This is a genomic window from uncultured Pseudoflavonifractor sp. (genome assembly GCA_904419835.1).
In the GTDB taxonomy this organism is placed as follows: Bacteria; Bacillota; Clostridia; order Oscillospirales; family Oscillospiraceae; genus Pseudoflavonifractor.
In genome coordinates this window covers 1-24062 of sequence record CAJFTA010000039.1, presented here as the reverse complement: position 1 = coordinate 24062, position 24062 = coordinate 1, and the positions used below count along the sequence as shown (strand labels likewise).

Genomic DNA, 24062 nt, shown 5'->3' with positions numbered 1-24062 from the left:
CATTGCGGGGCATTCGATTCCACGCGAGGCGGGCGGCTGCCCCCTCGCGCTCCCCCACCCCGACACAGGCGGATTCTGTTCAACCGAGGTTTTTCGACACGCTGAGGAGCGGGACCGTTATGCGGTCCCGCTCCTGTCAGATATGTCCAAAATGCTGTTTCTTTTACAGCTTGGAGACGATCTCGGCGGTATCGGAGGCGATCATGAGCTCCTCGTCGGTGGGGATGACCATGACGGTCACCTTGGAGTCGTCGGCGGAGATAATGGCCTCCTTGCCCCGGGTGTTGTTCTTCTCCTCGTCCATCTTCACGCCCATGTACTCCAGGCCGGAGGCAATGGCCATACGGGTGCCGGCGGCGTTCTCGCCCACGCCCGCGGTGAAGATGATGCCGTCCACACCGCCCATGGCGGCGGCATAGGCGCCGATATACTTCTTCACGTCATAGTAGAACACGTCCAGAGCCAGGCGGGCGCGGTGGTTGCCCTCGGCGGCGGCACTCTCCAGGTCGCGGAAGTCGGAGGACACGCCGGAAATGCCCAGCACACCGGACTTCTTGTTCAGGATGTTGAGCATCTCCTTGATGTCATAGCCGTACCGGCCCATCAGGTACTCCAGGATGGTGGCGTCCATGTCGCCGGCGCGGGTGCCCATGGGCACGCCGGCCAGAGGGCCAAGGCCCATGGTGGTGTCCACGCACTTGCCGTCCACAATGGCGGCCAGGGAGGAGCCGTTGCCCAGGTGGCAGGAGATGAGCTTCAGGCCCTTGGGATCGCGGCCCATGAGGGCGGCGGCCCGGGCGGAGACATAGCGGTGGGAGGTGCCGTGGAAGCCGTAGCGGCGGACCTTGTCCTTCTCATAGTACTCGTAGGGGATGGCGTAGGTGTAGGCCTTCTCGGGCATGGTCATGTGGAAGGCGGTGTCGAACACGGCCACCTGGGGCTTGCTGGGCATGACCTTCTGGCAGGCCTCGATGCCCATCAGGTTGGCGGGATTGTGCAGGGGGCCCAGGGGGATGCACTCCTTGATGGCCTCGATACAGGCGTCATCAATGATGCAGCTCTCGGTAAAGGCCATGCCGCCGTGCAGCACGCGGTGGCCCACAGCGTCAATCTCGTCCATGCTGGCAATGACGCCGTGGTCGCTGTCGGTCAGGGCCTGCAGCACCGCCTCAATGGCCTCGGCGTGGGTGGGCATGGGGATCTCAGCCTCAAACTTCTGGTCCTTGGCGGGCACCTTGTGGGTCAGGCGGCCGTCAATGCCGATGCGCTCGCACAGGCCCTTGGCCAGCACGTCCCGGGTGGCCGGGTCCATCAGCTGATATTTCAGGGAAGAGCTTCCTGCGTTGATGACGAGTACCTTCATGTAACTTGTCTCTCCTTTTGCAAATCGTTCTCCGCCTTGCGGGCAGGATGATTCCGTAGTAGAATAAGCATATTCTATTTTATCCCCTTTGTCCCAAAAGGACAACACCTTTTTTGCATCAAATTGAAGAATTCTTTCTTTCGGAGGGAAATTCATGCAGGTTGCCGGTATTGTGGCGGAATATAACCCTTTTCATCTGGGGCATGGCTGGCATATCGCCGAAACCAGACGGCTTCTGGGCGGAGACGCCGGTATTGTCTGCGTGATGAGCGGAAACTTTGTCCAGCGGGGCGAGGCCGCCGCCATGGACAAGCGGCGGCGGGCGGAGTGCGCCCTTCTGGGCGGGGCCGACCTGGTACTGGAACTGCCCACCGTGTGGGCGGCCGCGTCGGCGGAGTCCTTCGCCCAGGGAGCGGTGGCCCTGCTGGCGGCTACCGGCGTGGTGGACGTGCTGTCCTTCGGCTGCGAGAGCGGGGATGCCGCCGCTCTGTCCGCCGCGGCGGACTGCCTGCTCACCGACGCTCACCGGGACCTGCTACGGGAGGATCTGGCCCGGGGCGTGTCCTTCCCCGTGGCCCGGCAGACGGCGGCGGAGCGTCTCATCGGTCCGGCGGCCAGCTGCCTGAGCACCCCAAACAACAACCTGGCCGTGGAGTACCTGAAGGCGCTGAAGCTGCTCCGCTCCCCCATCGCCCCTCTGGCCGTGGCCCGGGTGGGCGCCGGGCATGACGCCGCCGCCCCGGCGGACGGTTTCGCCTCGGCCTCCGCTGTCCGCGCCATGCTGAAGGACGGCCGGTGGGAGGAGGCCGGGCGCTACCTGCCCCCCTCCACCCTGGCCCTCCTCTCCCGGGAGGCGGAGCAGGGCCGCTGCCCCGCCGGTCTGGAACAGTGTGAGCGGGCGGTGCTGGCCAGGCTGCGCACCATGGACGAGGCGGACTTTGCCGCCCTGCCGGACAGCGGCGCTGCTGAAGGACTGCCACATCGGCTGACAGAAGCCGTCAAAGCCAGCTGCTCCATCGAGGCGTTCTGCGCCGCCGCCAAGACCAAACGGTACACCCACGCCAGAATCCGTCGGCTGGTGCTGTGGGCCTTCCTGGGCCTGACCGCCGCTGACCGCCCCGCCTCCCCTCCCTACCTGAGGGTGCTGGGCTTCAACCGCCGGGGGCAGGCTCTGCTCCGGAACATGGAGAAGTGCGCTGCCCTGCCCATCCTGGTGAAAAGCGCCCACGCCAGGCGGCTGCCCCGGCCCGCCCGGCAGCTCTTCGAGCTGGAGGCACGGTGCACCGACCTGTACGCCCTGTGCTCTCCCCTGCCCCGCCCCTGCGGGCTGGAGTGGACCACTGGGCCGGTTATCCTTGATATGTAAAGAGAGCGCCGCCTGGAGCATATCCGGGCGGCGCTGTTATGGACGCTTATTCGTACAGGGGATGCCTGGCGGTCAGCTCGGCCACCTTGGCCCGGATGGCGTCGGCCTGGGCCTCAAAGTCGGTGGCGGCCTGCCAGATGAGCTTGCCCACCACCTTCATGTCCTCCTCGTCGAAGCCTCTGGTGGTGGCGGCGGGCACACCCACCCGGATGCCGCTGGTGACAAAGGGCTTCTCCGGGTCGTTGGGGATGGCGTTCTTGTTGACGGTGATGTTCACCTCGTCCAGCCGGTGCTCCAGCTCCTTGCCGGTGACGCCCGCCTTGCGCAGGTCCACCAGCATCATATGGTTGTCCGTGCCGCCGGAGACCAAGTCAAAGCCGGACTCCATCAGGGCCCCGGCCATGGCCTTGGCGTTGCGGAGCACCTGCTCCTGGTAGGCCCTGAACTCGGGCTTCATGGCCTCGCCCAGGGCCACCGCCTTGGCGGCGATGATGTGCTCCAGGGGGCCGCCCTGGCTGCCGGGGAAGATGGCGGAGTCAATCTTCTTGGCCAGCTCCTCCTTGCAAAGGATCATGCCGCCCCGGGGGCCCCGGAGGGTCTTGTGGGTGGTGGTGGAGACCACGTCGGCGTAGGGCACGGGATTGGGATGGAGGCCGACGGCGATGAGGCCGGCCACGTGGGCCATGTCCACGAACAGATAGGCCCCCACCTCATGGGCGATGTCGGCAAAGGTCTTGTAGTCGATGAAGCGGGGATAGGCGGAGGCGCCGGCCAGAATCATCTTGGGCCTGTGCTTCTTGGCCATATCCCGGACCTGGTCGTAGTCGATGTAACCCTGGTCGTTGATGCCGTAGGCCACGATGTTATAGTTCTTGCCGGAGAAGTTGACGGGAGAGCCATGGGTCAGGTGGCCGCCGTTGGACAGGTCCATGCCCAGGACCGTGTCCCCCAGATTGCACAGGGCCTGATAGACGGCGTAGTTGGCGTTGGCGCCGCTGTGGGGCTGGACGTTGGCATGCTCCGCGCCGAAGAGCTTGCAGGCCCGCTCCCGGGCGATATTCTCCACCACGTCCACGCACTGGCAGCCGCCGTAGTACCGTTTGCCGGGGTAGCCCTCGGCGTACTTGTTGGTGAGTACCGTGGCCGCCGCGGCCAGCACCGCCTCGCTCACAAAGTTCTCGGAGGCGATGAGCTCGATGTTTCTCCGCTGGCGGTCGTACTCAGACCGGACGGCGGCCCCAACTTCCGGGTCTTGCGCGGCCAGAAATTCCATGATATCCTTTACCATGACGATCTCCCCCTGTTTTTTCGTTAATCGGGACGCGCCCTCTCTGCCTTCAGGAGGTCAGCGGGCCGCCAGACGCCGGCCGCGGCACGCCGCAGGGGACATCTGTCCAAATCCCATATGGGTTATTATAGCGAATCTTTTCCCCAATTACAATCTTCTTTTCTCGGCGGACAAATTGAGTGGAAATGTTTTTTGAGGTGATCATGCGATGAAGTCTGAACAGGACGTTCTGTCCATTGTGGAGGAACTGAAAAAGTGCTACCCCGATGCCGTCTGCTCCCTGGATTACCAGAAGCCACACGAGCTCCTCTTTGCCACCCGGCTGGCCGCCCAGTGCACCGATGAGCGGGTCAATAAGGTAACCCCCGGCCTCTACGGCCGCTTCCCCACCCTGGAGGCTCTGGCCGATGCGGACATCAGCGAGGTGGAGGAGCTGATCCACTCCACCGGCTTTTTCCGGGCCAAGGCCCGGGACATTGTGGCCGCCTCCCGGATGCTGCTGGACGAGTACGGCGGCGTGGTGCCCGACACCATGGAGGACCTGCTCCGCCTGCCCGGCGTGGGCCGCAAGACCGCCAACCTGATTCTGGGCGACGTGTACCACAAGCCCGGCGTGGTGGTGGCGGACACCCACTGTATCCGTCTCTCCGGCCGCCTGGGCCTGACCGACGGCAGCAAGGACCCGGTCAAGGTGGAAAAGCAGCTGCGGGAGGTGCTGCCGCCGGAGGAGTCCAACGACTTCTGCCACCGGCTGGTGCTCCACGGACGGGCAGTCTGCATGGCCCGGGGACCCGCGTGCGCCGACTGCACCCTGCGCCCCTGGTGCGATTTCTACTCCGGCTCCTGAGCTCCCTGTAACAGCCCGGGTCCCTGCTCTTACGGCAGGGACCCGGGCTGTTACAGCATTTTCAGAATCTCCTTCTTCAGCCGGGAGATGATCCGCTTCTCCAGCCTTGAGATGTAGGACTGGGAGATGCCCAGCAGGTCGGCCACCTCCTTCTGGGTGCGCTCCGGCCTGCCGTCCAGGCCGAAGCGCATGGTGATGATCTGCTTCTCACGGCCGTCCAGCTTCTCCATGGCCTCCAGCAGAAGCTGGCGGTCCACGTCGTCCTCAATGGGCTTCATCACCACGTCGCTCTCCGTGCCCAGAATGTCGGAGAGCAGCAGCTCGTTGCCGTCCCAGTCGGTGTTCAGCGGCTCGTCAAAGGACACCTCGCTTCGGAGGCCGGCCGTCTTACGCAGGTGCATCAGAATCTCGTTCTCAATGCACCGGGAGGCGTAGGTGGCCAGCTTGATGTTTTTGGCGGGCTTGTAGGTGTTGATGGCCTTGATGAGCCCGATAGTGCCGATGGAGATCAGGTCCTCAATGCCCACGCCGGTGTTTTCAAACCGGCGGGCAATGTACACCACCAGCCGCAGGTTCCGCTCAATGAGCTGGGATTTGACCGTCTCCTCCCCCCCGTCCAGCCGGGCGATGAGCTCCGCCTCCTCCATCTTGGAGAGCGGAGGCGGCAGGGTGTCGCTCCCTCCGATGTACATGATCTTCCCCGGCAGCTTTACCCCCAGCCGGGCCAGGATACGCTGAATGCGGACATACCAGCGCAGCTTCCATCCTGTCATACTCCATCCTCCCTCTCTGTTTCGGGCCCTCAGGCTCCGATCAGGGCGCTGTATCCCCCGCCGTCCGACAGGCGGTTTGGGGACAATGCCACCAGAATACCCCCGTAGTCCTCCGTCCCCACCTGGACCCGATCCATCCGGATGGCAAGGAGCATGCCGCATTCCACGCCCACCGCCTGATAGGGCAGCAGGCGGCACCGGCTCCGGAGCGGCCCCGCCGCCATGTGCTCCAGGGCGGACACCGGGTCCGCCAGCTCCTCCGGGCCGGGGGCCGCATCCGCCGGAAAGAGGCTGGACAGCTTCTCCCCTTCCGCCACCATGACGGGCCGGTTGGTGGCCGGGTCGGTGAGGGTATTTCCTGTGTCCACAAGGGCCGTCAGCATGGCCTTCCGCTCCCACAGCGTCACCACCGCAGGCGCCAATTCCCGCCGGGCCGTGCTGTGTCCCCCCGTCCGCCGCAGCACCAGACTGATGACCACATAGCAGCCCGCCGCAGACAGAAGGATTCGTTTCAGGTCCATGGCGGAATAGAAGATGCCGTTTTTCAGGCTCAGTCCCCTGCCGCCCAGCAGCTCTATGGCGAAAATCCCGCCGCCGAAGGCCGCCGCCACCGCGAAGAAAATCAGCCCCGTCCGCAGCAGCCGCCTGCTGCGCCCAAAGGCGCACAGCAGCATGAGCACTGCCGCACCCAGCTTGCACAATGGATGGAGCAGAAAGCCCATGCCGGGCAGAAAGAGCGCCGCGGCATACCCGCCGCCCAGGGCCGCCCCGGCCGCCAGAGCCGGACGGCAGATGACCGCGCCGGACAGCCGGGCCGCCGCCAGCAGCAGCAGATAGTTGACCACAAAATTGAGAAGAAACAGGGAGTCTATGTATACGACCGTCATGCCATACCCCCTCTCCGAATCGCTCAGCAGACACTATTATATCGGCCGGGCCGTTCAAAAAAGGTCAGATCCGGGACGGGCTGAAAAAGAAAGATGACAAGTATTTTTGCTTGTCACATTTTTCGCTTCTAAAGAGTCGGCCCTGTGAGAAATTGCAGGCATCAGGCTCTTTTTTGGTTCCTTTTCCGCCCCGCGGCGTAGAATGATACCGGAGAGGAGGCGCCGCCTTGTCAAAGTGCCATCGTTCCTCCGGTGAACTGATGCCTGTTCTGGCTGCTCTGGTGTCCGCCCAGCTGTCCCGCGGCCTCTCTGACGATGATCTGGTATTGACCGCCGCATTCTTTACCGCCCTGGGAGATAACCTCGCCCTGATCGCCGCCGGACGGCGCGAGCCAGAGCAGACATGCCGGATAAAATAACAGCCGCGCCGGAATATTCCGGCGCGGCTGTTATGCAAGCAAGAAGGCTTTACACCCAGCTTTCCTCAATCTCATGCTTTTTGGCCCGGGTCATCAGCTCGGTGATCACCGCTCTGGGGTCCTTGCCGTGGTAGAGCACCTGGTAGGCGGCCTCGGTGATGGGCATCTCCACGCCGGTCTTGTCCGCCAGGGTCTTGGCAGTGGCAGCGGCGTAATAGCCCTCCACCACGGCGCCAATCTCCTTCACCGCCTCGGGCACCGGGGTGCCCTTGCCGATGAGGATGCCGCAGCGGCGGTTGCGGGAGTGCATGGAGGTGCAGGTGACAATCAGGTCGCCCACGCCGGCCAGACCGGCAAAGGTCTCCTTCCGGCCGCCCAGCGCCTCGCCCAGGCGGGCGATCTCAGACAGGCCCCGGGTCATCAGGGCGGCTTTGGTGTTGTCGCCGAAGCCCATACCGTCGCACACGCCGGCGGAGAGGGCAATGACGTTCTTCAGTGCCGCGGCCAGCTCCACGCCCACCACATCGTCGGAGGCATACACCCGGAAGCGGGGGTTCATAAACAGGTCCTGTACCAGCTCGGCGGCCGCCTGGTCCCGGGATGCCGCCACCACGGTTGTGGGCACGCGGCGGCCCACCTCCTCAGCGTGGGAGGGCCCGGAGAGGGCAACAATCTTGAACTTCTCCCCTACCTCGGATGCAATGACCTGGGTCAGGGTAAGGGATGTGTCCTTCTCAATGCCCTTGGAGACCGAGATCAGGATGGTCTCCGGCTCGAGCAGGGCGGACAGCTTCCGGGCGGTCTCACGGACGGCAAAGGAGGGCGTGGCCAGGACCACCGCGCCGCAGCCCTTGACACAGGCCATATCGCTGGTGAGCTTCAGGGTCTCGGGAAGCGCCACGCCTTTGAGCATGGGGTTCTCCCCTGTCTCCCGCAGCACCTTGGATTCGTCCTCACTATAGGACCAGAGTGTCACGTCGTGGCCGTTCTCCAGCAGGACCATAGCCAGGGCCGTGCCCCAGCCGCCGGAACCAAGAACCGCAATTTTCATCTCATTGACCTCCTTGATTGGCGCCCCGCCGCTCCCATGTACGGGCGCTGCCAGGCATATTTTCCGGTATCAGGGGCGCATTGCGCCCCTATGCGCGTAAAAATAACGCAGAGCGCTATTTTTTATGGTGGAAGCTGAACTTGGACTCCTCGCCCTTAAGGATGCGCTTGATATTGCCCCGGTGCTTCCAGAGAATCAGGCCGCCGCAGACGATGGACAGCAGCAGGATAATCAGGTCCTGATAGACAAACCAGCTCACAAATGGAAAGGACAGGCCCGCCCAGCAGGAGCCCAGGGACACCCACTTGGTGACAATGGCCAGCACCAGGAAGCCGCCCCACACCACCAGGGCCACCCGCCAGTCAATCATGATGGCGATGGTACCGCCGGAGAGAATTCCCTTGCCGCCCTTGAACTGGAACATGCAGGGGAACATATGTCCAATCAGGCAGAAGGTACCCGCCCAGTACTTGCCCAGAACCGGGCCCATCCAGCCACCTGTGACCATCCCGATAACTGCCGTTCCGATCCACACAGCCACAATGGCCTTCAGCACATCGGTGAGAATGACCACCAGGGTCAGCGGGCCGCCGAAGGTTCGGTAGAAATTGGTCAGGCCTGCGTTGCCGCTGCCGTGCTTACGGACGTCGTCCCGCAGGATATACTTGGAGACGATGACCGCGCCGTTGAAGCAGCCGCAGAAATAGGCTGCTACCGCCACTGCCAGGAATACCCCCGCGAGTAAGAGGTTATTCTGGAATATCTCTCCGCTCATCGAAGTAGGCTCCATGCTTTAATCCTCCTTATCGCCCTTCTGGCGCACGGTCAGCACCACAGGGGTGCCCTCCAGGCCGAAGGTGTTTCGAATCTGGTTCTCGATATAGCGCTGATAGGAGAAGTGGAACAGCTGAGCGTCGTTGCAGAAGACCACGAAGTGGGGCGGCTTGATCCCCACCTGGGTCATATAGTAGATCTTCAGCCGGCGGCCCTTGTCCGTGGGGGGCTGGACCCGGGCGGTGGCGTCGGCCAGTACCGTGTTCAGCATGCCGGTGGTAATGCGCAGGGAGGCCTGGTCGTTGACATAGTTGATAAGCTCAAAGAGCCGCTCCACCCGCTGGCCGGTCTTGGCGGAGATGAAGAGGATGGGCGCGTAGGTCATGTAGGCCAGATCCCGGCGGACGTCCTGCCGCATCTTGTCCATGGTCTTGTCGTCCTTCTCGATGGCGTCCCACTTGTTGACCACGATGATGCAGGCCTTGCCCGCCTCATGGGCCAGACCGGCCACCTTGGTGTCCTGTTCGGTGACCCCCTCCTGGGCGTCGATCATGATCAGGCACACATCGCACCGCTCAATGGCCATGGTAGCCCGGAGCACCGAGAACTTCTCAATCCGGTCGTCCACCTTGGACTTTTTCCGCATGCCCGCCGTGTCGATGAGGATATATTTGCCCTTGTCGTTCTCATAGTAGCTGTCAATGGCGTCCCGGGTTGTGCCCGCCATGTTGGAGACGATCACCCGCTCCTCACCCAGAATCCGGTTGATGAGGGAGGACTTGCCCACATTGGGCTTGCCGATAACCGCCACCTTGATTACGTCGTCCTGCTCCTCCGCCTGGTCCTCCGGGGGGAAGTACTGGAAGCAGGCGTCCAGCAGGTCGCCGGTGCCGTGGCCATGGACGGCGGAGACCGCGATGGGGTCGCCCAGGCCCAGGTTATAGAACTCGTAGATGTCCGGGTTGGTCATACCCACCTGGTCCATCTTATTGACCGCCAGCACCACAGGCTTGCCGGACCGGAGCAGCATGTTGGCCACCTCCTGGTCCGAGGCGGTGAGGCCGCTCTTGATGTCGCAGACAAAGACGGTCACGTCGGCGTTGCGGATGGCGATCTCGGCCTGCTCCCGCATGAAGCTGAGAATTTCGCTGTCAGTGTTGGGCTCGATACCGCCGGTATCCACAATGTCGAACTTCCGGTTCCGCCACTCGCACTCGGCGTAGATCCGGTCTCTGGTGACGCCCGGGGTGTCCTCCACAATGGACAGCCGCTGACCTACCAGTCGGTTGAAGAGCATGGACTTGCCCACGTTGGGGCGGCCCACAATTGCTACCAGGGGCTTCATCAAATATCACACCTCTCTCAGGGGCAGGGACTGTGCCCTCTTCCCTGTCAATCATCGGTTTATCTTCCGGCGCCGGGGTTATAGCAGTAGAACTCCTCGCCGCCGCCCAGAGCCGGGCCCGGCTGGGGTCCGGGGCCGTCCAGCCCCAGCATGGCGTCCAGCAGAGCGCCGCCGTCCTGCTCCACCGGTACAATGGGCACTCCCAGCGCCGCCTCCGCCTGAGCCACCGTCACGTCGTCCAGGAACACCTGCTCGCCGGAGCGGAGCATATTGGCCGGGATAAGCAGGCGCTCTCCCAGGTCCTTCCCCTTCAGCTGGGCAATCAGATCCTGTCCGGTGATCAGCCCGGCCACATTGATGGTCTCGCCGAAGAAGTGGTTTACCACGGGATAAACCGTGCCCCGCACACCGGGACAGCGGGCCCGGAGCTTCTCCAGCAGGGCGGCGATGTGGGGCGCGGCGGACACGCCGGTGGCCACTGCAAAGGGCGGCGGGGTCTCGTCCCCCTCCAGGGCAAACATGGCCCCCCGGAACTCCACCGCCAGCAGACGGAGCATACCCACGCCATTCTCCAGCTGGGTGTAGTCCTCATAGTACTCATCCTCGGGCAGGGGGCGGCCCGCCTTCAGGTAGAACTCGTCGGAGCACCAGACCAGGGACGTGCCCAGCTTGTCCATGCACCGCTTGGAGAAAGCCTCCACCTGGTCCAGCACCGCCCCGGCGGTCTCCTCCGTGTAGCCGTCCAGACGGCACAGCCCTGCCCGGAATTTGGTCAGCCCCACGGGCACCACCGAGATGCTGTTCACCTGGGGGTAGAGACCGGCCAGATCATTGAGGGTGCGCTCCAGAGCCGGTCCGTCGTTGACGCCGGGACAGGAGACAATCTGGCAGTTCATGGTGATGCCCGCCTGGGCAAACCGCTTCATCTGCTCCAGGCACTTCCCGGCGTTCCGGTTCTTTAGCATCTCGGTGCGCAGGGCCGGATCGGTGGCGTGGACCGAGATGTTGATGGGCGAGATGTGCAGGTCTATAATCCGCTGCTGCTCCCGCTCCGACAGGTTGGTCAGGGTGATGTAGTTGCCCATCAGAAAGGAGAGCCGGGCGTCGTCGTCCTTGAAATAGAGGGTCTCCCGCATGCCAGGCGGCATCTGGTCCACAAAGCAGAAGATGCAGTTGTTGGCGCAGGAGCGGGCCTTGTCCATCAGATAGGTCTCGAAGTTGAGACCCAGGTCCTCCCCTTCCTCCTTGCGGACCCGCACGGTCCGGGTGCCGCCTCCGGGCTCGGTGAGGGTGAGCTCCAGCCGGGCGTCGTAGGTATAGTACTTGTAGTCCATCACATCCACGATGGGGTGCCCGTTGACCTTGGTCAAGGTCTCCCCGGGACGGATGCCCGCGTCCCGGGCCGGACTGTCCGCGTCCACGGAGCGAATTACGGTAAGGCTCATGGTCGTTGCTCTCTTCCTGCATAGATTCCGCCTCCGGCCGCCCGGAGACATACTGTTTTTATTTTACCCGATTTCTACGCAAAAAGAAAGAGGGGTTTCCCCCTCTTCTTTTTCTGCTGTTCGGTTTTACTTCGCAGCCTCGGCCTGAGCCTTGCCCATCTCATGACCATTGTAGGTCAGGCAGGACTTGCACATCCGGTGAGGCAGACGAAACGCGCCGCACTTGGGGCAGGTCGTGGTATTGGGGGTCTCCAGCTTCCAAACGGAGCTGCGACGCTTATTCCGACGCTGCTTGGATACTTTACTCTTAGGAACCGCCATGGTGACACCTCCTTAGGCTAATGCCCGGGCGGGCACGAATTACTTACTCAGGCTGGTCCAGTAGCTGAGCCAGCTTGGCCAGACGCGGGTCAACCTCGGGCTTGCACCCGCAGGGGCCGTTGTTGAGGTTCGCGCCGCATTTGGCGCAAAGGCCTTTGCAATCCTCTGAGCAGAGATGCTTGGTATCCATGGCGAGAATGAACGCTGTCCGCGCAATCTCCCCCACATCCACCTCGTCCCCGTCCAGCAGGACGATCTCATCCTCATTCTCTTCATCTGCCAGCTCAGTGGCCAGAAGCGCTTCCAGAGGAATCCGTGTTTCGCGGGAAAAGGGCTTCAGGCAGCGGTCGCACTGCAGCTCCAGAACCGTGTCCGCCTCCCCTTCCAGAAGAAGAGCGCCGGCCATGTTCCGGACGGTACCGCTGACATGAATGGGATGGGCCGCGGGCCGCTCCCCGTTCCACTCCAGATCGGACAGGTCCATCTGGAAATCGAACGGGATGCTTGCGCCGGGCGTTGGGATGATCTTACGCAGATTTAAACGCATGGTACACCTCGCACAATGACACAGATGGTATTATAATAAAAACCTCGGCTATTGTCAAATACTTTCTTCAAATTTTTCTTAAAATGTGATAGAATAACCCCAGCAGCTGTAAAGGTGATCTGATTTCCCCCTTTTTCACCCTTCGCAGACACAAAAACAGGCCGCATTTTCGGCCGTCTACACCGGAGAAGATGATTTATGAAGGAATTTACCATAAAAAAGAACGACGCCGGGCAGCGGCTGGACCGCTGGCTGGGCAAGACCCTCCCCCTCCTCCCCGCGCCCCTGGCTCAGAAGTACATCCGCCTCAAGCGGGTCAAGGTCAACGGCAGGGGCTCCGCCCGGGACTACCGCCTCCAGGAGGGGGACCTGCTCCAATTATACATCAACGACGAGTTTTTTGATACCCCGACTTTGGAGAATGCCTTTCTCTCCGTGTTCAAGCCCCGGCTGAACATTGTCTATGAGGACGAGAACCTGCTGCTGGTGGACAAGCAGCCCGGCATTGTGGTCCACCCCGACGAGACGGAGCGGGTCAACACCCTCATCACCCACATCCAGGCCTACCTCTATCAAAAGAAGGAGTGGAGCCCCTATCAGGAGAACTCCTTTGCCCCGGCCCTGTGCAACCGCATTGACCGCAATACCGGCGGCATTGTCATTGCCGCCAAGAACGCCGAGACCCTGCGGATTATGAACCAGAAGATCAAGGACCGGGAGATTGACAAGTTCTATCTTGCGGTGGTCCTGGGCAGGATGGACCCGCCGGAGGGCAGGCTGGAGGGCTTTCTGGTGAAGGACGAGGCCAAAAAGCAGGTGACGGTGTACCACCGCCCGGTGCCCGACGGCAGGACCGCCCTCACTGTGTACAAGACCCTGAAGACGGGCAACGGATTGTCCCTGGTGGAGTGCGAGCTGCTCACCGGCCGGACCCATCAGATCCGCGCCCAGTTCGCCGACGCGGGCCACCCCCTGCTGGGGGACGGCAAGTACGGCCGGGAGCGGGACAACCGCCGCTTCGGCCGCACCAGCGGCCAGGCCCTCTACTCCTACAAGCTGACCTTCTCCTTCCCCACCGACGCGGGCATCCTTAACCACCTGAAGGGCAGGACCTTCACGGTGGAGCATGTGGACTTTGTGGAGGAGTACTTCCCCGGGCTGTAATGGGATATTTCCTGTTTTTCCCGATTTTAACCGTTTTTCCGTGCGCCTGACGGAATGAGGCGAGCTCTTCTCCGCCTTTTTTCGCCGGGCGCATTTTCTCTCCGTTTTCCGCGGGAGAATCCCGCAGAATTTTGCGGTTTTTTATTGACTTTCCTATGGGGAGAATATATGATTATCACGCCTGTAGGGACGTGCCCGCTCCGACCGTGTGGGGTGCGTCTTTTTTACTGCTTCCTGTAAATCAGAGAGAAACGGGGGAGGATACATGTCCAAGGAGCTCATCCGTCTGTCGGACTGCGTCATGAAGTACGACGACGACATCATTCTGGACCATTTGAATCTTTATATCAACGACAGGGAATTCCTCACGCTGCTGGGTCCCTCCGGCTGCGGCAAGACCACCACCCTGCGGATCATCGGCGGCTTTCAGAAGCCCACCGCCGGGGACATATTCTTCGACGGCGTGCGGATCAACGACGTTCCGCCTCACAAGCGGAAGGTCAACACCGTCTTTCAGAAGTACGCCCTGTTCACCCACATGAATATTTTTGAAAACGTGGCCTTCGGCCTGCGCATCGCCAAGGTGCCTGAGCCGGAGCTGCGCGCCCGGGTGGAGGAGGCGCTGGCCCTGGTGAACCTGGCCGGGTACGGCAGGCGGTCGGTCAACGCCCTGTCCGGCGGCCAGCAGCAGCGGGTGGCCATTGCCCGGGCCATCGTCAACCGGCCCCAGGTGCTGCTGCTGGACGAACCCCTGGGCGCCCTGGACCTGAAGCTGCGCAAGGACATGCAGATCGAGCTCAAGCGGATTCAGCAGCAGGTGGGCATTACCTTTATCTATGTGACCCACGATCAGGAGGAGGCCCTCACCATGTCGGACACGGTGGTGGTCATGGACAAGGGCAATATCCAGCAGATCGGCACCCCCGAGGACATCTACAACGAGCCAAAGAACGCCTTTGTGGCCGACTTCATCGGTGAGAGCAACATCATCGACGGAATCATGCACGAGGACAGGGTGGTGGGCATGTACGGCAAGAAGTTCCCCTGCCTGGACAGCGGCTTTGCCCCCAACGAGCCGGTGGACGTGGTCATCCGCCCGGAGGACATCGACATCGTCCCCGTGGAGCGGGGCCAGCTCACCGGCACGGTCACCGAGGTCACCTTCAAGGGCATGCACTACGACATTATCGTGGACTTCCGGGGCTTCAAGTGGCTGATTCAGACCACCGACTTCTCCCCCGTGGGCTCCCGCATCGGCGTGAAAATCGACCCCGACGGCTTCCATGTGATGAAAAAGAGCCGCTACTCCGGCATGTTCGGCGATTACAGCTCCTACAGCGAGGCGTACGATGAGCTCAACGAGGACACTGCGGAGGGCGGCGATGAAGCGTAAGGGTATCGCCATTCCCTATGTGGTCTGGATGGCTGTTTTTGTGGTGGCGCCCCTGATTGTGGTGGTGGTGTACGCCTTCACCAACCGGGACTGGAGCGTCACATTGGACCACTTCACCACCCTGTCACAGTACGCCGGCGTGTTCGGCCGGTCCTTCCTGCTGGCCTTTGTGGCCACCATTGTGTGCATCCTCATCGGGTATCCCCTGGCCTATCTGCTGGCCCGGGAGCGGGGCCGCCTGCGGAGCATGGCCATGCTGCTCATCATGCTGCCCATGTGGATGAACTTCCTCCTGCGGACCTACTCCTGGGTGTTCCTGCTGGAGCGCAACGGCTTTTTCAACAACCTGCTCTCCGCCATCGGCCTGCCCAGGCTGGACATCATCAACACCTCCGGCGCGGTGGTGCTGGGCATGGTGTATAACTTCCTGCCCTTTATGGTGCTGCCCATCTACTCGGTCATTGAGAAGATTGACCCCAAGGTCATCGAGGCCGCCCAGGACCTGGGCGCCGACAGCCTGACCGTGTTCCGCCGGGTTACCTTCCCCCTGTCCCTGCCCGGGGTGCTCTCCGGCGTCACCATGGTGTTCATCCCCTCGGTGTCCACCTTTGTCATCTCCCGCCTGCTGGGCGGCGGCAAGACCCTGCTGCTGGGCGACTTGATTGAGATGCAGTTCCTAGGCTCGGCCTACAACCCCCATCTGGGCAGCGCCATCTCTCTGGTGATGATGGTGATTGTCCTGATCTGCATGGGCGTCATGAACCGCTTCGGCGAGGGCGAGGGGGAGGCGGTGCTGCTGTGAAGCGAAACGGACCGCTCTCAAGGCTGTTTATCCTGCTGGTGTTTCTCTTCCTGTACGCCCCCATCTTCGTGCTCATTGTGTTCTCCTTCAACGACTCCAAGAGCAACGCGGTGTGGGGCGGCTTCACCCTGGACTGGTACGTCCAGCTCTTCCAGAACGACACAGTACTCAGCGCCCTGCGGACCACCCTGCTGGTCTCCCTTCTGGCCACCCTCATCGCCACCGTGGCTGGCACTGCCGCGGCCATCGGCTTCTACAACATGAAGCGGCGGCCCCGGGGCATCTTCCTGGGCATCAACAACATCCCCCTGACCAACGCGGACATCATCACCGGCGTGTCCATGATGCTGCTCTTTGTCTTTGCCGGGCAGGCATTGGCCTCTCTGTCCGGCTGGCTCAACAGCCTGGACTGGGTCATTGACGCCAACCTTTGGTTTGACCTGGGCTTCAACCTGGGCTTCGGCACCCTGCTCATCGCCCACATCACCTTTGACATCCCCTATGTCATCCTCGCGGTGATGCCCAAGCTGCGGCAGCTGGACCCCAACATCGCCGAGGCGGCTCAGGACCTGGGCGCCACCGGTCTGTATGCCTTCCGCAAGGTGGTGCTGCCCGAGATCATGCCCGGCGTGGTCAACGGCGCCCTCATCGCCTTTACTATGAGCATCGACGACTTTGTCATCAGCTACTTCACCGCCGGCAGCCAGGAGTCCACCCTGTCCATGGTGGTGTACTCCATGGTCCGCCGCCGGGTGAGCCCGGAGATTAACGCCCTGTCCACCCTGATGTTCGTGGCGGTTCTGGCGCTGCTTGTCATCATCAACCTGCGCCAGGCCCGGCAGGACGCCAGGGACTCTGGCCGCCGGAAGGCCCCGGGCCGGGCGCCCATTGCCCCCGAGCACATCATGGACATTACGGCGGAAAACGTGGGCCGTGAGCCCGGCGAGCGCTGAGCCCCGCGGGGAAAGGAGAATGGAACCGAAGTGAAAAAACTGCTTGTCATGGGCCTGGTTCTGTCCCTCGCCGCCGGGCTGCTCACCGGGTGCGTCCGCAGCCGGGACTCTGTGGGCGGCGACACAGGCTCCAACGTGGTCAACGTGTACAACTGGGGCGAGTATATCGACGAGTCCGTGCTGGACGACTTTGAGGCCGCCACCGGCATCAAGGTCAACTACCAGATGTACGACAGCAACGAGACCATGTACTCCAAAATTGCCGGCGGCGGCGCCAACTACGATGTGGTCATCCCCTCCGACTACATGGTGGCCCGCCTCATTGAGGAGGATCTGCTCGCACCCCTCAATTTCGACAACATCCCCAACTTTGCCGACATTGACCCGGCGCTGAAAAATCCCGCCTACGACCCGGAGAACCGCTACTCCGTCCCCTACATGTGGGGCCTGATGGGGGTCATCTACAACACCAAGATGGTGGATGCGGAGGACCTGGGCAGCTGGGACCTGCTGTGGAACGAGAAGTATTCCGGCGACATCCTCATGATTGACAACTCCCGGGATGCCATCGGCATCGCCCTCAAGCGCCTGGGCTGCTCCTACAACACCACCGATGAAAACCAGGTCCGCCAGGCTGTGGATCTGCTGGTGGACCAGTGGCCCATTGTGCAGGCCTATGTGATGGACGATATCTTTCAGAAGCTGGAGGGCGCCAACGCCTATATCGGCACCTACTACTACGGCGACTACCTCACCATGTATGAGAACAACCCGGATCTGGGCTTCTACATCCCGGAGGAGGGCACCAATATCTATGTGGACGCCATGTGCATCCTGAAGGACGCCCCCAACAAGGAGAATGCCGAGGCCTTTATCAACTATATGTGCTCCACCCAGGCCGGGCTGAAGAACTGCGAGGCCATCTGGTACTCCTCTCCCCTGCTCTCCGTCCGGGAGGAGCTGGACCCGGAGATTGCGGACGACCCCTACGCCTATCCCGATGCCGACATCATGGCCAAGTGCGAGAGCTACGCCGGCCTGCCCCAGAACATTCTGGACCTGTATGACAGCGAGTGGATTCGGCTCAAAACCACCATGGGCGGCCAGTTCTGGGGACTGTTTTAAGACGCCACCCTGTCAGGACAGGAAAAGGCCGCCGGCAAGGCGGCCTTTTCCTGTTTCCCGTCTGTGCAACTGCCGCTTGCGCGAGTGCCCATACCGGTGTAAAATATTGTCTGTCGAAGCGGCTTTTTGCCGGCGCAGCCCGAGCCGCAGTCTTGAAGGAAAGGATGAAGTTTTCCATGTCAATCGAACCTGGCATGACCGGCCGGGCGGAGAGCGCCGTCACGGAGCGGAATACCGCCCTTGCCGTGGGCAGCGGGGCCCTCCCCGTGTTCGCCACCCCCATGATGGCCGCCCTGATGGAGGCCGCCGCCGTGGACGCGGTGTCCGCCGGTCTGGAAGAGGGGCAGGGCACTGTGGGCACCCGGCTGGACATCACCCACGACGCCGCCACGCCCGTGGGTATGAAGGTATGGGCGGAGGCGGTGGTTACCGCCGTTGACGGCAGGCGAATCTGCTTTACCGTAACTGCCCGGGATGAATGCGGCCCCATCGGCAGCGGAACCCATGAGCGTTTTGTCATCTCCAACGACCGGTTCCTGGCCCGGGCCAATCAGAAAAAGGAGGCGCCCCATGTCAATTGAAACAGTACGTGCCTGCTTCCGCGTTTTAGGCCGGGAGCAGGATATTCTGGAATTTCCCGTCTCCAGCGCCACGGTGGAGCTGGCCGCCCAGGCTGTGGGCGTGATTCCCGCCCGCATCGCCAAAACCCTGTCCTTCTCTGTGGAGGACGGCTGCGTCCTCATCGTCTGCGCGGGAGACGCCAAGATCGACAACACAAAATACAAGGCCATGTTCCACTGTAAAGCAAAAATGCTGACAGCGGAAGAGGTGCTGGACTTTACCGGCCATGCGGTGGGCGGCGTGTGCCCCTTCGGCATCCACAATCCCGCCGTTACCACCTATCTGGACATATCGCTCCGCCGGTTTGATACGGTCTATCCCGCCGCCGGTTCCTCCAATTCCGCCATCCAGCTCACCTGCGACGAGCTGGCGGAATACGCCCACAGCGCGGGCTGGGTGGACGTGTGCAAGAACTGGCAGCCGGAGGAATAACCCGTCCTTCCACACAGGAAGCCTGTTTTGTCCCGTGACATTTTCCCACAGTCGGGATATACTAGTGCCAAGATACAGAAAGGCAGGGATCTCTCATGCGGGAATACCTGAAAAACATGAAAATCAGCTTCTTCCTGGCGGCCATCCTCTACATTGTCCTGGGATTGGTCCTCCTGATCTGGCCCGACATCACCGGCAATCTGGTGTGCTTCGCCTTTGGTCTTGTTCTCCTGATCTACGGTGTCATCACCATCATCAGCTTTTTCGTCCATGACAGCCGACAGGGCTCCTTCCGGCTGGAGCTGTTTCTGGGCATCGTGGCTGCCGGCGTAGGCCTGGTGTTCCTCATCCGGCCTGACATCGTCCTGTCCATTCTCCCTGTTGTGCTGGGCATCTATATCGTCATTGACGCCCTGCTCAACCTGAAGCGGGCCATTGACCTGAACCGGATGGGCTATCCCCGCTGGTGGGTGGTGCTGGTGCTCTCTCTGGTGTCCGCCGTCTTCGGCGTGCTCATCCTCTGCCGTCCCCTGTTCCTGGCGGACGTCATCTTTATGGTCATCGGCGCCGTGCTGGTCTATAGCGGGATCTCCGATCTGTGGGGTCTTTTCAAGGTGGGCCGGGTCACCAAAGAGCTGCGCAAGCTCCACCCCATTGAAGTGGACCCCATCGACATCGAGTAATTGGAGTTTAATGAAAACAATCATTACCATTCAACACCCGCAATCTGTCCATCATACAAATGGTATGGTAGGTTCGTGGACCGATTGGGATTTATCCGAATTGGGTAAATTGCAAGCTGAAAGCATTGGAACAAAACTCTCTGAAGAATTGCAGGGCAGAAGTTTTGTAATGTATTCTTCAGATTTAGCAAGAGCAAAACAGACGGCCGAAATCGTAGGCAAACATCTGAATATTACTCCAACACTAAGGCAAGAACTGAGAGAAAGAAACTTGGGAAAATGTGTTGGAAAATCTGTCAAGTGGTTAAAAGAACATATAGAATGTCAAGAAAAGACCATTGATGACAGAGTATTTTCAGATGCTGAGAGCCGCCGAGATGAATGGAATCGATTGTTGCCGTTTTTTGTCGAAATCACTTCAAATGAGGAAGAGAATATCATCATCGTATCGCACGGCGACTTGCTTAGTGTATTCAATACCATGTGGCTTGGATTTCCGGCAGAATCTCTTCATGATTTTGAACTATTTGGATTTGCTGGCGGTGTAAGTCATTTGCTCCAAGACAACGATGGAAAACGCTTTATTAAACGCATGAGCGATATGTCGTATATTTTACGTTGAAAAATTGCTCCTCTCACACGAGAGGAGCAATTTTTTGCTGACAGCAGTCTTCCGGGCTGCCGGCCACGTCTGTTTACAGATTAAAGCCGAAGATATTGGGAACAGCATCCGGCCCGAAGGTTTTCCTTGCCATCCGGTACATGGCTTTTGCATGGATTCGGTCATGCCAGACAAAGCGCCTTAAAACCTTTCTCAGCGACCATTCTTCCCTGCAGCTCCCAGCATAGACTGTGTTGTTTAAGAAGCCGGGCCGGCGCTCCAACAATTCAAATCCCCGTTCTCTGCACGCCGCAATGTCCCCTTCATTACCGGCAGAAACGCCTAGTTCGCCAAAGTAATAATCGTTCACATTTTTGGTGTGCTCGTACATCTCAGATGCTGTGCGCGGAACCTGTCCATAAAACGTTGCCCTGGCCTCCAAACAGCTCTTATCTTTCTCTGGCATCGCTTGATACAGCGCCAAAAAATCCTGCGCTGATTTCAGCACAAGCGCTTTTGCCTCCAGATATTCGGACATGTCCAGCGCTCTCTTTTCGTCCTCAAAAATGACATCGGAATCGGCGTCGGAGACAGTCAGTGAGGAGCTTTTCTCCTGAACGATTTCAGGCTCAAAGGGGCCCGGCGTACAGTTCCCCTTCCACTTCAGATATGCGCTGATTTCAGCGGGCATCTTCTGCATTGCCGCATCTCTGGACGCGCCTCTTGTGAACGCCCCGATAAAATCAACCGCATACAGCATGCTGTCGCCGCCGTTGTGCTCCCATACGCACCTTATTTTCATGGACATCCTCCCCTCCGGCTGCCAGCGGCAGCCAGGAGCTTCCAATTAAAGAGTCTGTTCGCCCCCTGTCCGCTGTGCCAGCGCGTCGGCCAGGGCGGCAAATTCCGGAATCCCCAGCCGCTCCCCCCGCACGTCGGCGGGCAGGCCGCAAGCAGCAATCGCGTCCCGCAGAGCATCCTTGGTAAGCCGGCTTCCGTAGGCGGAGGACAGGGCGTTGAGCAGGGTCTTCCGCCGCTGGGCAAAGGCCGCGCGCACCAGGCGGAAGAACTGTTTCTCGTCCTTCACCGCCTCCGGCGCGGGCCGGGGCACCAGGCGGATGACCGACGAGGTGACCTTGGGCGCGGGAATAAAGCACTCAGGCGGCACGTCAAAGAGCAGCTCCGGCACGGTATGGTACTGGCAGTAGACGGAGAAGGCGCCGTAGTCCCCGCTGCCCGGCGCGGCGCAGATCCGCAGCGCCACCTCCCGCTGAATCATCACTGTGATGGCCTGGAAGCACCCCGCCTCAATGAGCGCGGTCAGCACCGGCGTTGTGATATTATAGGGCAGATTGGCGCAGGCCAACGGCTTCAGGCCGCCCATCTTCTCTGCCACAAGGGCCGGGATATCCAGCTTCATGATATCCCCCGGCACAATCTCCACGTTGTCCCGCCCGGCCAGCGTCTCAGCCAGCACCGGGAGCAGCGCCTTGTCCAGCTCCACCGAGACAACCCGTCCGGCCCGCTCTGCCAGCCGGACGGTCAGGGGGCCGATACCCGGGCCAATCTCCAGCACGCCGCAGTCTCTGTCCGCGCCGGAGGCCGCCGCAATGTCCCGCGGAACGCGCTCTTCTATCAAAAAATTCTGCCCCATGCTCTTGGAAAAACGGAATCCGTGCCGGCCCAGCAGGGCCTTGATGTCATTTACGTTACAGAGGTCCATAGCTCATCCTCGCTTCTGTTTTGCGATGCAAAAGTATAGCAAACTTGGCCATGTGCCGCTTTCAGCGGCACGGCCATGAGATCAAACGCGCGCGGGCCGGGACGGCCCACATGCGCGAAAACTTCATGCGCTCCGGCTTTTACCGGTATTCGCAGCGCACCCCAAGCAAGCGCATGAAGTTTCTTCTACAAGGATTATAGCAGGCTCTCCCCTGTTTGTCACCGTTTTCTTCCCGCTCTGCTCTGCCTTCTGGTCCCTCCGCGCAGACTGCTCAGGCTCCGGCTATTGGCGTACACCAGCCAGAGCGCGGTCAGCAGCATGGTGAAATTGGCCCTGTTCTTCCAAAACAGTACCCCGCCTAAAGCCAGGATGACCATGCCTGCAATCCAGGACAGCGCCGCCGCCAGCCCGTCAGCAGCTGCTTCGGGCAAAAAAATGCCGGCCAGGCTGCGCAGCGCCCGCCCGCCGTCCAGCTGGGACATGGGCAGCAGGTTAAACCCAGCCAGCCCCAGATTCAGCCCCGCAAAGACCCACAGCACTTCTTCCCCTCCCCGCTCTGCCAGTCTGGCCGCCAGAAGGGCCGCCGCCAGGTTGGCCACCGGTCCGGATACCGCCGCCAAAAACTGCGCCCCATACCCCAGCGGGCGCGTCCCGGAGAGGATTAGCTCAGCGCCGGTGACAGACAGTCTAAGCCCGGAAATCCTGCCGCCCAGGCCCCAGATGGCTCCGCAGTGGGCAACCTCGTGGAGCGTGCAGGCCGCTCCGGCCAGCAAAATCGTCCCATCCTCGTCCAGATACCAGAGCAGTGCCGCCAGAAGAAGAAATCCGCCCGATACTTCAACTCTTCCCCACCGCAGTATTCTCACCTCACGCGCTTGGAATGTAGTAGAGCGGATTGAGCAGTACCCCCTCCTTCTTCAGTTCAAAATGCAGATGGGGCCCGGTGGCGTTGCCTGTCGCCCCGGACAGGGCGATGACGTCGCCCACTGACACCGTCTGTCCCTGCTGTACCAGCAGCTCGCTGCAGTGGGCGTAGAAAGAGGTCACACCGTTTCCGTGGTCAATCTGCGTATACAGGCCGTACACCGGACTGTCTCCGATGTAGTCCACCACGCCGTCCGCGAAGGCTTTGACGCTGGTCCCGGTGTTGACCGCCAAATCCACGCCGTTGTGGAACTTCTCCTCATCATCCACCGGATGTTCCCGCCATCCGTAGGGCGAGGACACCCACCATCCCTCTGCGCCCTCTATGGGCGAAACTGTGGCCGCCAAGCCCAGATTGTACTGGTCCATGGTGGCATTGGCCGGCAGAGCCGGGCCATCGTAATCCACGTGAATGACATCCGGCACCGGAGTGGGCTGCACTGTGTCCGCCGTGGCGTCAGGCTCCGGCTGAACACTCTCCTCCACAGGCGGTGTACTGTCCTCCGGCTGCTCCGCAGGCGTTTCCGCCGCCTGGTTTTTCTCCTCCGCTGCATCCAGTTTCCCCGTCAGCAATCCCTGAACTGTAACGCCGCCCTGGAGGTGTTCCACCGTCTCTGTATAAAGCGGAAGGGGTTCCCAGCCACTGTCAGCCGTTTCCGGCTCTTCTCCGCCAAATACGTCAATCCACAGCGTCCCCAGTGTCTCCAGCACCGGCTCTCCCGCCGAGATGGACTGCCCCAGGCTGGCAAATGCCGCCCGGAAATCCGTGTCACCCTGAATCACCTGAACAATCTTATCCCGGGCCGCCAACATCTGTTCCGGGAATACACCCTTTCCTATCAATACCACCAGAAACAGCGCAATGCAGACGCCCAGCTGTACCAGCCTCCGGTACTCCCTGGGCGCCAGCGCTATCTTTTTCCCGCTCCGCCGTTCCGCCGGCCTGCTCTGCCGCCGCCCCCTCCGCTTCTCCCACTGACGATATGCGCTCTCCATGCCCTGTGTCCTCCTCTTCTCTGGCGTACTGCGATAGCTGCCCGTCCATTTTCCTGCGTACTATCTCTATTCGCGCCCTGTCCGGCTTATACCGAAAATATCTCTCTGCCAGAGAAAAAATTGTAGGTTTGTCAAACATATTGGACGGCGAACTCGTTAGGAGAGGACCAGTTAAGCGGTCTCATAGGGAAGTCGTTAGAGCGGCGGTTATGGACAGCG

Annotated in this window: 26 protein-coding genes; 12 read left to right on the top strand and 14 right to left on the bottom strand. The window is 61.1% G+C overall.

Annotated elements, in window-relative coordinates; translation table 11 throughout:
• Positions 1 to 163 precede the first annotated feature (163 nt).
• Complete coding sequence (locus QZY67_RS08075; RefSeq protein WP_294532872.1) at positions 164 to 1363, bottom strand: acetate kinase; 1200 nt, start codon at positions 1361 to 1363, stop codon at positions 164 to 166.
• 154 nt (positions 1364 to 1517) lie between these two features.
• On the opposite strand from QZY67_RS08075, the gene QZY67_RS08070 reads away from it, so the two are divergent.
• Positions 1518 to 2729, top strand: coding sequence for a nucleotidyltransferase family protein (locus QZY67_RS08070; RefSeq protein ID WP_295369642.1), 1212 nt, complete (start codon positions 1518 to 1520; stop codon positions 2727 to 2729).
• 46 nt (positions 2730 to 2775) lie between these two features.
• Here the strand turns inward: QZY67_RS08070 and glyA are convergent, their stop codons facing one another.
• Positions 2776 to 4017, bottom strand: a complete 1242-nt coding sequence (gene glyA, locus QZY67_RS08065) for a serine hydroxymethyltransferase (protein WP_295369641.1) — start codon at positions 4015 to 4017, stop codon at positions 2776 to 2778.
• 208 nt (positions 4018 to 4225) lie between these two features.
• Here glyA and nth point away from each other — a divergent pair, with 208 nt between their 5' ends.
• A complete protein-coding gene (nth, locus tag QZY67_RS08060) occupies positions 4226 to 4864 on the top strand; it encodes an endonuclease III (RefSeq protein ID WP_295369639.1) in 639 nt (212 codons plus the stop codon).
• Positions 4865 to 4914: 50 nt separating this feature from the next.
• On the opposite strand, the gene sigE is transcribed toward nth, so the two are convergent.
• Positions 4915 to 5637, bottom strand: a complete 723-nt coding sequence (gene sigE / locus QZY67_RS08055) for an RNA polymerase sporulation sigma factor SigE (protein WP_294532882.1) — start codon at positions 5635 to 5637, stop codon at positions 4915 to 4917.
• A 29-nt stretch (positions 5638 to 5666) separates the two neighbouring features.
• Positions 5667 to 6524 carry a sigma-E processing peptidase SpoIIGA gene (locus QZY67_RS08050; protein WP_295369637.1) on the bottom strand — a complete coding sequence of 286 codons (858 nt, stop codon included), beginning with the start codon at positions 6522 to 6524 and terminating at the stop codon, positions 5667 to 5669.
• Between the two features lie 227 nt (positions 6525 to 6751).
• Here QZY67_RS08050 and QZY67_RS08045 point away from each other — a divergent pair, with 227 nt between their 5' ends.
• Complete coding sequence (locus QZY67_RS08045; RefSeq protein ID WP_294532887.1) at positions 6752 to 6943, top strand: DUF6774 domain-containing protein; 192 nt, start codon at positions 6752 to 6754, stop codon at positions 6941 to 6943.
• Between the two features lie 49 nt (positions 6944 to 6992).
• On the opposite strand, the gene QZY67_RS08040 is transcribed toward QZY67_RS08045, so the two are convergent.
• The 6 genes from QZY67_RS08040 to QZY67_RS08015 form a co-directional block, all read right to left on the bottom strand.
• Positions 6993 to 7994, bottom strand: coding sequence for an NAD(P)H-dependent glycerol-3-phosphate dehydrogenase (locus QZY67_RS08040; protein ID WP_294532890.1), 1002 nt, complete (start codon positions 7992 to 7994; stop codon positions 6993 to 6995).
• A gap of 115 nt (positions 7995 to 8109) precedes the next feature.
• Positions 8110 to 8784, bottom strand: a complete 675-nt coding sequence (locus QZY67_RS08035) for a glycerol-3-phosphate acyltransferase (protein ID WP_294532892.1) — start codon at positions 8782 to 8784, stop codon at positions 8110 to 8112.
• Positions 8785 to 8787: 3 nt separating this feature from the next.
• A complete protein-coding gene (der, locus tag QZY67_RS08030) occupies positions 8788 to 10113 on the bottom strand; it encodes a ribosome biogenesis GTPase Der (RefSeq protein WP_294552663.1) in 1326 nt (441 codons plus the stop codon).
• Between the two features lie 59 nt (positions 10114 to 10172).
• On the bottom strand, positions 10173 to 11558 hold the full coding sequence (locus tag QZY67_RS08025; protein WP_295369634.1) for a DUF512 domain-containing protein: 1386 nt from the start codon (positions 11556 to 11558) through the stop codon (positions 10173 to 10175).
• Between the two features lie 126 nt (positions 11559 to 11684).
• Positions 11685 to 11879 carry a 50S ribosomal protein L32 gene (gene rpmF, locus QZY67_RS08020; protein ID WP_040646773.1) on the bottom strand — a complete coding sequence of 65 codons (195 nt, stop codon included), beginning with the start codon at positions 11877 to 11879 and terminating at the stop codon, positions 11685 to 11687.
• A gap of 43 nt (positions 11880 to 11922) precedes the next feature.
• Positions 11923 to 12426 carry a DUF177 domain-containing protein gene (locus QZY67_RS08015; protein WP_294532901.1) on the bottom strand — a complete coding sequence of 168 codons (504 nt, stop codon included), beginning with the start codon at positions 12424 to 12426 and terminating at the stop codon, positions 11923 to 11925.
• Positions 12427 to 12624: 198 nt separating this feature from the next.
• On the opposite strand from QZY67_RS08015, the gene QZY67_RS08010 reads away from it, so the two are divergent.
• The 9 genes from QZY67_RS08010 (at position 12625) to QZY67_RS07970 (ending at position 20221) form a co-directional block, all read left to right on the top strand.
• Positions 12625 to 13590 carry an RluA family pseudouridine synthase gene (locus QZY67_RS08010; protein WP_295369632.1) on the top strand — a complete coding sequence of 322 codons (966 nt, stop codon included), beginning with the start codon at positions 12625 to 12627 and terminating at the stop codon, positions 13588 to 13590.
• A gap of 265 nt (positions 13591 to 13855) precedes the next feature.
• Positions 13856 to 14983, top strand: coding sequence for an ABC transporter ATP-binding protein (locus tag QZY67_RS08005; RefSeq protein WP_295369630.1), 1128 nt, complete (start codon positions 13856 to 13858; stop codon positions 14981 to 14983).
• Positions 14973 to 15785 (top strand): ABC transporter permease, encoded by an 813-nt coding sequence (locus QZY67_RS08000; protein ID WP_295369628.1) that lies wholly within the window; start codon positions 14973 to 14975, stop codon positions 15783 to 15785. Before QZY67_RS08005 ends, QZY67_RS08000 begins: the two co-directional genes overlap by 11 nt.
• Positions 15782 to 16738: an ABC transporter permease gene (locus tag QZY67_RS07995; protein WP_295369626.1), complete on the top strand. Its 957-nt coding sequence runs from the start codon at positions 15782 to 15784 to the stop codon at positions 16736 to 16738. The genes QZY67_RS08000 and QZY67_RS07995 overlap by 4 nt, the downstream gene beginning before the upstream one ends.
• A gap of 30 nt (positions 16739 to 16768) precedes the next feature.
• The gene (locus QZY67_RS07990; RefSeq protein ID WP_295369624.1) at positions 16769 to 17863 is read left to right on the top strand and encodes a spermidine/putrescine ABC transporter substrate-binding protein; all 1095 of its coding nucleotides are present in this window, start codon (positions 16769 to 16771) and stop codon (positions 17861 to 17863) included.
• Between the two features lie 176 nt (positions 17864 to 18039).
• On the top strand, positions 18040 to 18444 hold the full coding sequence (locus tag QZY67_RS07985) for a hotdog domain-containing protein (RefSeq protein WP_295369623.1): 405 nt from the start codon (positions 18040 to 18042) through the stop codon (positions 18442 to 18444).
• Complete coding sequence (locus QZY67_RS07980) at positions 18434 to 18916, top strand: YbaK/EbsC family protein (RefSeq protein WP_295369621.1); 483 nt, start codon at positions 18434 to 18436, stop codon at positions 18914 to 18916. The genes QZY67_RS07985 and QZY67_RS07980 overlap by 11 nt, the downstream gene beginning before the upstream one ends.
• A 95-nt stretch (positions 18917 to 19011) precedes the next feature.
• On the top strand, positions 19012 to 19599 hold the full coding sequence (locus tag QZY67_RS07975; RefSeq protein WP_295369619.1) for a DUF308 domain-containing protein: 588 nt from the start codon (positions 19012 to 19014) through the stop codon (positions 19597 to 19599).
• Positions 19600 to 19609: 10 nt separating this feature from the next.
• On the top strand, positions 19610 to 20221 hold the full coding sequence (locus tag QZY67_RS07970) for a histidine phosphatase family protein (protein ID WP_295369617.1): 612 nt from the start codon (positions 19610 to 19612) through the stop codon (positions 20219 to 20221).
• 73 nt (positions 20222 to 20294) lie between these two features.
• Here the strand turns inward: QZY67_RS07970 and QZY67_RS07965 are convergent, their stop codons facing one another.
• From QZY67_RS07965 to QZY67_RS07950, 4 genes are all read right to left on the bottom strand, one after another.
• Complete coding sequence (locus QZY67_RS07965) at positions 20295 to 21002, bottom strand: hypothetical protein (protein WP_295369615.1); 708 nt, start codon at positions 21000 to 21002, stop codon at positions 20295 to 20297.
• 45 nt (positions 21003 to 21047) lie between these two features.
• Positions 21048 to 21923 carry a 16S rRNA (adenine(1518)-N(6)/adenine(1519)-N(6))-dimethyltransferase RsmA gene (gene rsmA, locus QZY67_RS07960; protein WP_295369613.1) on the bottom strand — a complete coding sequence of 292 codons (876 nt, stop codon included), beginning with the start codon at positions 21921 to 21923 and terminating at the stop codon, positions 21048 to 21050.
• A 218-nt stretch (positions 21924 to 22141) separates the two neighbouring features.
• Positions 22142 to 22696, bottom strand: coding sequence for a site-2 protease family protein (locus QZY67_RS07955; protein ID WP_295369611.1), 555 nt, complete (start codon positions 22694 to 22696; stop codon positions 22142 to 22144).
• A 94-nt stretch (positions 22697 to 22790) separates the two neighbouring features.
• Positions 22791 to 23843, bottom strand: coding sequence for a M23 family metallopeptidase (locus tag QZY67_RS07950; RefSeq protein WP_295369609.1), 1053 nt, complete (start codon positions 23841 to 23843; stop codon positions 22791 to 22793).
• Between the last annotated feature and the right edge of the window lie 219 nt (positions 23844 to 24062).

Bases quoted from the DNA above. Each gene is read 5' to 3' on its own strand.
- QZY67_RS07980 (WP_295369621.1), top strand. From the start codon at position 18,434: ATGTCAATTGAAACAGTACGTGCCTGCTTCCGCGTTTTAGGCCGGGAG.
- QZY67_RS08075 (WP_294532872.1), bottom strand. From the start codon at position 1,363: ATGAAGGTACTCGTCATCAACGCAGGAAGCTCTTCCCTGAAATATCAG.
- QZY67_RS08070 (WP_295369642.1), top strand. From the start codon at position 1,518: ATGCAGGTTGCCGGTATTGTGGCGGAATATAACCCTTTTCATCTGGGG.
- QZY67_RS08025 (WP_295369634.1), bottom strand. From the start codon at position 11,558: ATGAGCCTTACCGTAATTCGCTCCGTGGACGCGGACAGTCCGGCCCGG.
- rpmF (WP_040646773.1), bottom strand. From the start codon at position 11,879: ATGGCGGTTCCTAAGAGTAAAGTATCCAAGCAGCGTCGGAATAAGCGT.
- QZY67_RS07985 (WP_295369623.1), top strand. From the start codon at position 18,040: ATGTCAATCGAACCTGGCATGACCGGCCGGGCGGAGAGCGCCGTCACG.
- QZY67_RS07970 (WP_295369617.1), top strand. From the start codon at position 19,610: ATGAAAACAATCATTACCATTCAACACCCGCAATCTGTCCATCATACA.
- QZY67_RS07950 (WP_295369609.1), bottom strand. From the start codon at position 23,843: ATGGAGAGCGCATATCGTCAGTGGGAGAAGCGGAGGGGGCGGCGGCAG.
- QZY67_RS07965 (WP_295369615.1), bottom strand. From the start codon at position 21,002: ATGAAAATAAGGTGCGTATGGGAGCACAACGGCGGCGACAGCATGCTG.
- QZY67_RS07975 (WP_295369619.1), top strand. From the start codon at position 19,012: ATGCGGGAATACCTGAAAAACATGAAAATCAGCTTCTTCCTGGCGGCC.
- glyA (WP_295369641.1), bottom strand. From the start codon at position 4,017: ATGGTAAAGGATATCATGGAATTTCTGGCCGCGCAAGACCCGGAAGTT.
- rsmA (WP_295369613.1), bottom strand. From the start codon at position 21,923: ATGGACCTCTGTAACGTAAATGACATCAAGGCCCTGCTGGGCCGGCAC.
- QZY67_RS08015 (WP_294532901.1), bottom strand. From the start codon at position 12,426: ATGCGTTTAAATCTGCGTAAGATCATCCCAACGCCCGGCGCAAGCATC.
- nth (WP_295369639.1), top strand. From the start codon at position 4,226: ATGAAGTCTGAACAGGACGTTCTGTCCATTGTGGAGGAACTGAAAAAG.
- QZY67_RS08050 (WP_295369637.1), bottom strand. From the start codon at position 6,524: ATGACGGTCGTATACATAGACTCCCTGTTTCTTCTCAATTTTGTGGTC.
- QZY67_RS08010 (WP_295369632.1), top strand. From the start codon at position 12,625: ATGAAGGAATTTACCATAAAAAAGAACGACGCCGGGCAGCGGCTGGAC.
- der (WP_294552663.1), bottom strand. From the start codon at position 10,113: ATGAAGCCCCTGGTAGCAATTGTGGGCCGCCCCAACGTGGGCAAGTCC.
- QZY67_RS08040 (WP_294532890.1), bottom strand. From the start codon at position 7,994: ATGAAAATTGCGGTTCTTGGTTCCGGCGGCTGGGGCACGGCCCTGGCT.
- sigE (WP_294532882.1), bottom strand. From the start codon at position 5,637: ATGACAGGATGGAAGCTGCGCTGGTATGTCCGCATTCAGCGTATCCTG.
- QZY67_RS08000 (WP_295369628.1), top strand. From the start codon at position 14,973: ATGAAGCGTAAGGGTATCGCCATTCCCTATGTGGTCTGGATGGCTGTT.
- QZY67_RS08035 (WP_294532892.1), bottom strand. From the start codon at position 8,784: ATGGAGCCTACTTCGATGAGCGGAGAGATATTCCAGAATAACCTCTTA.
- QZY67_RS08005 (WP_295369630.1), top strand. From the start codon at position 13,856: ATGTCCAAGGAGCTCATCCGTCTGTCGGACTGCGTCATGAAGTACGAC.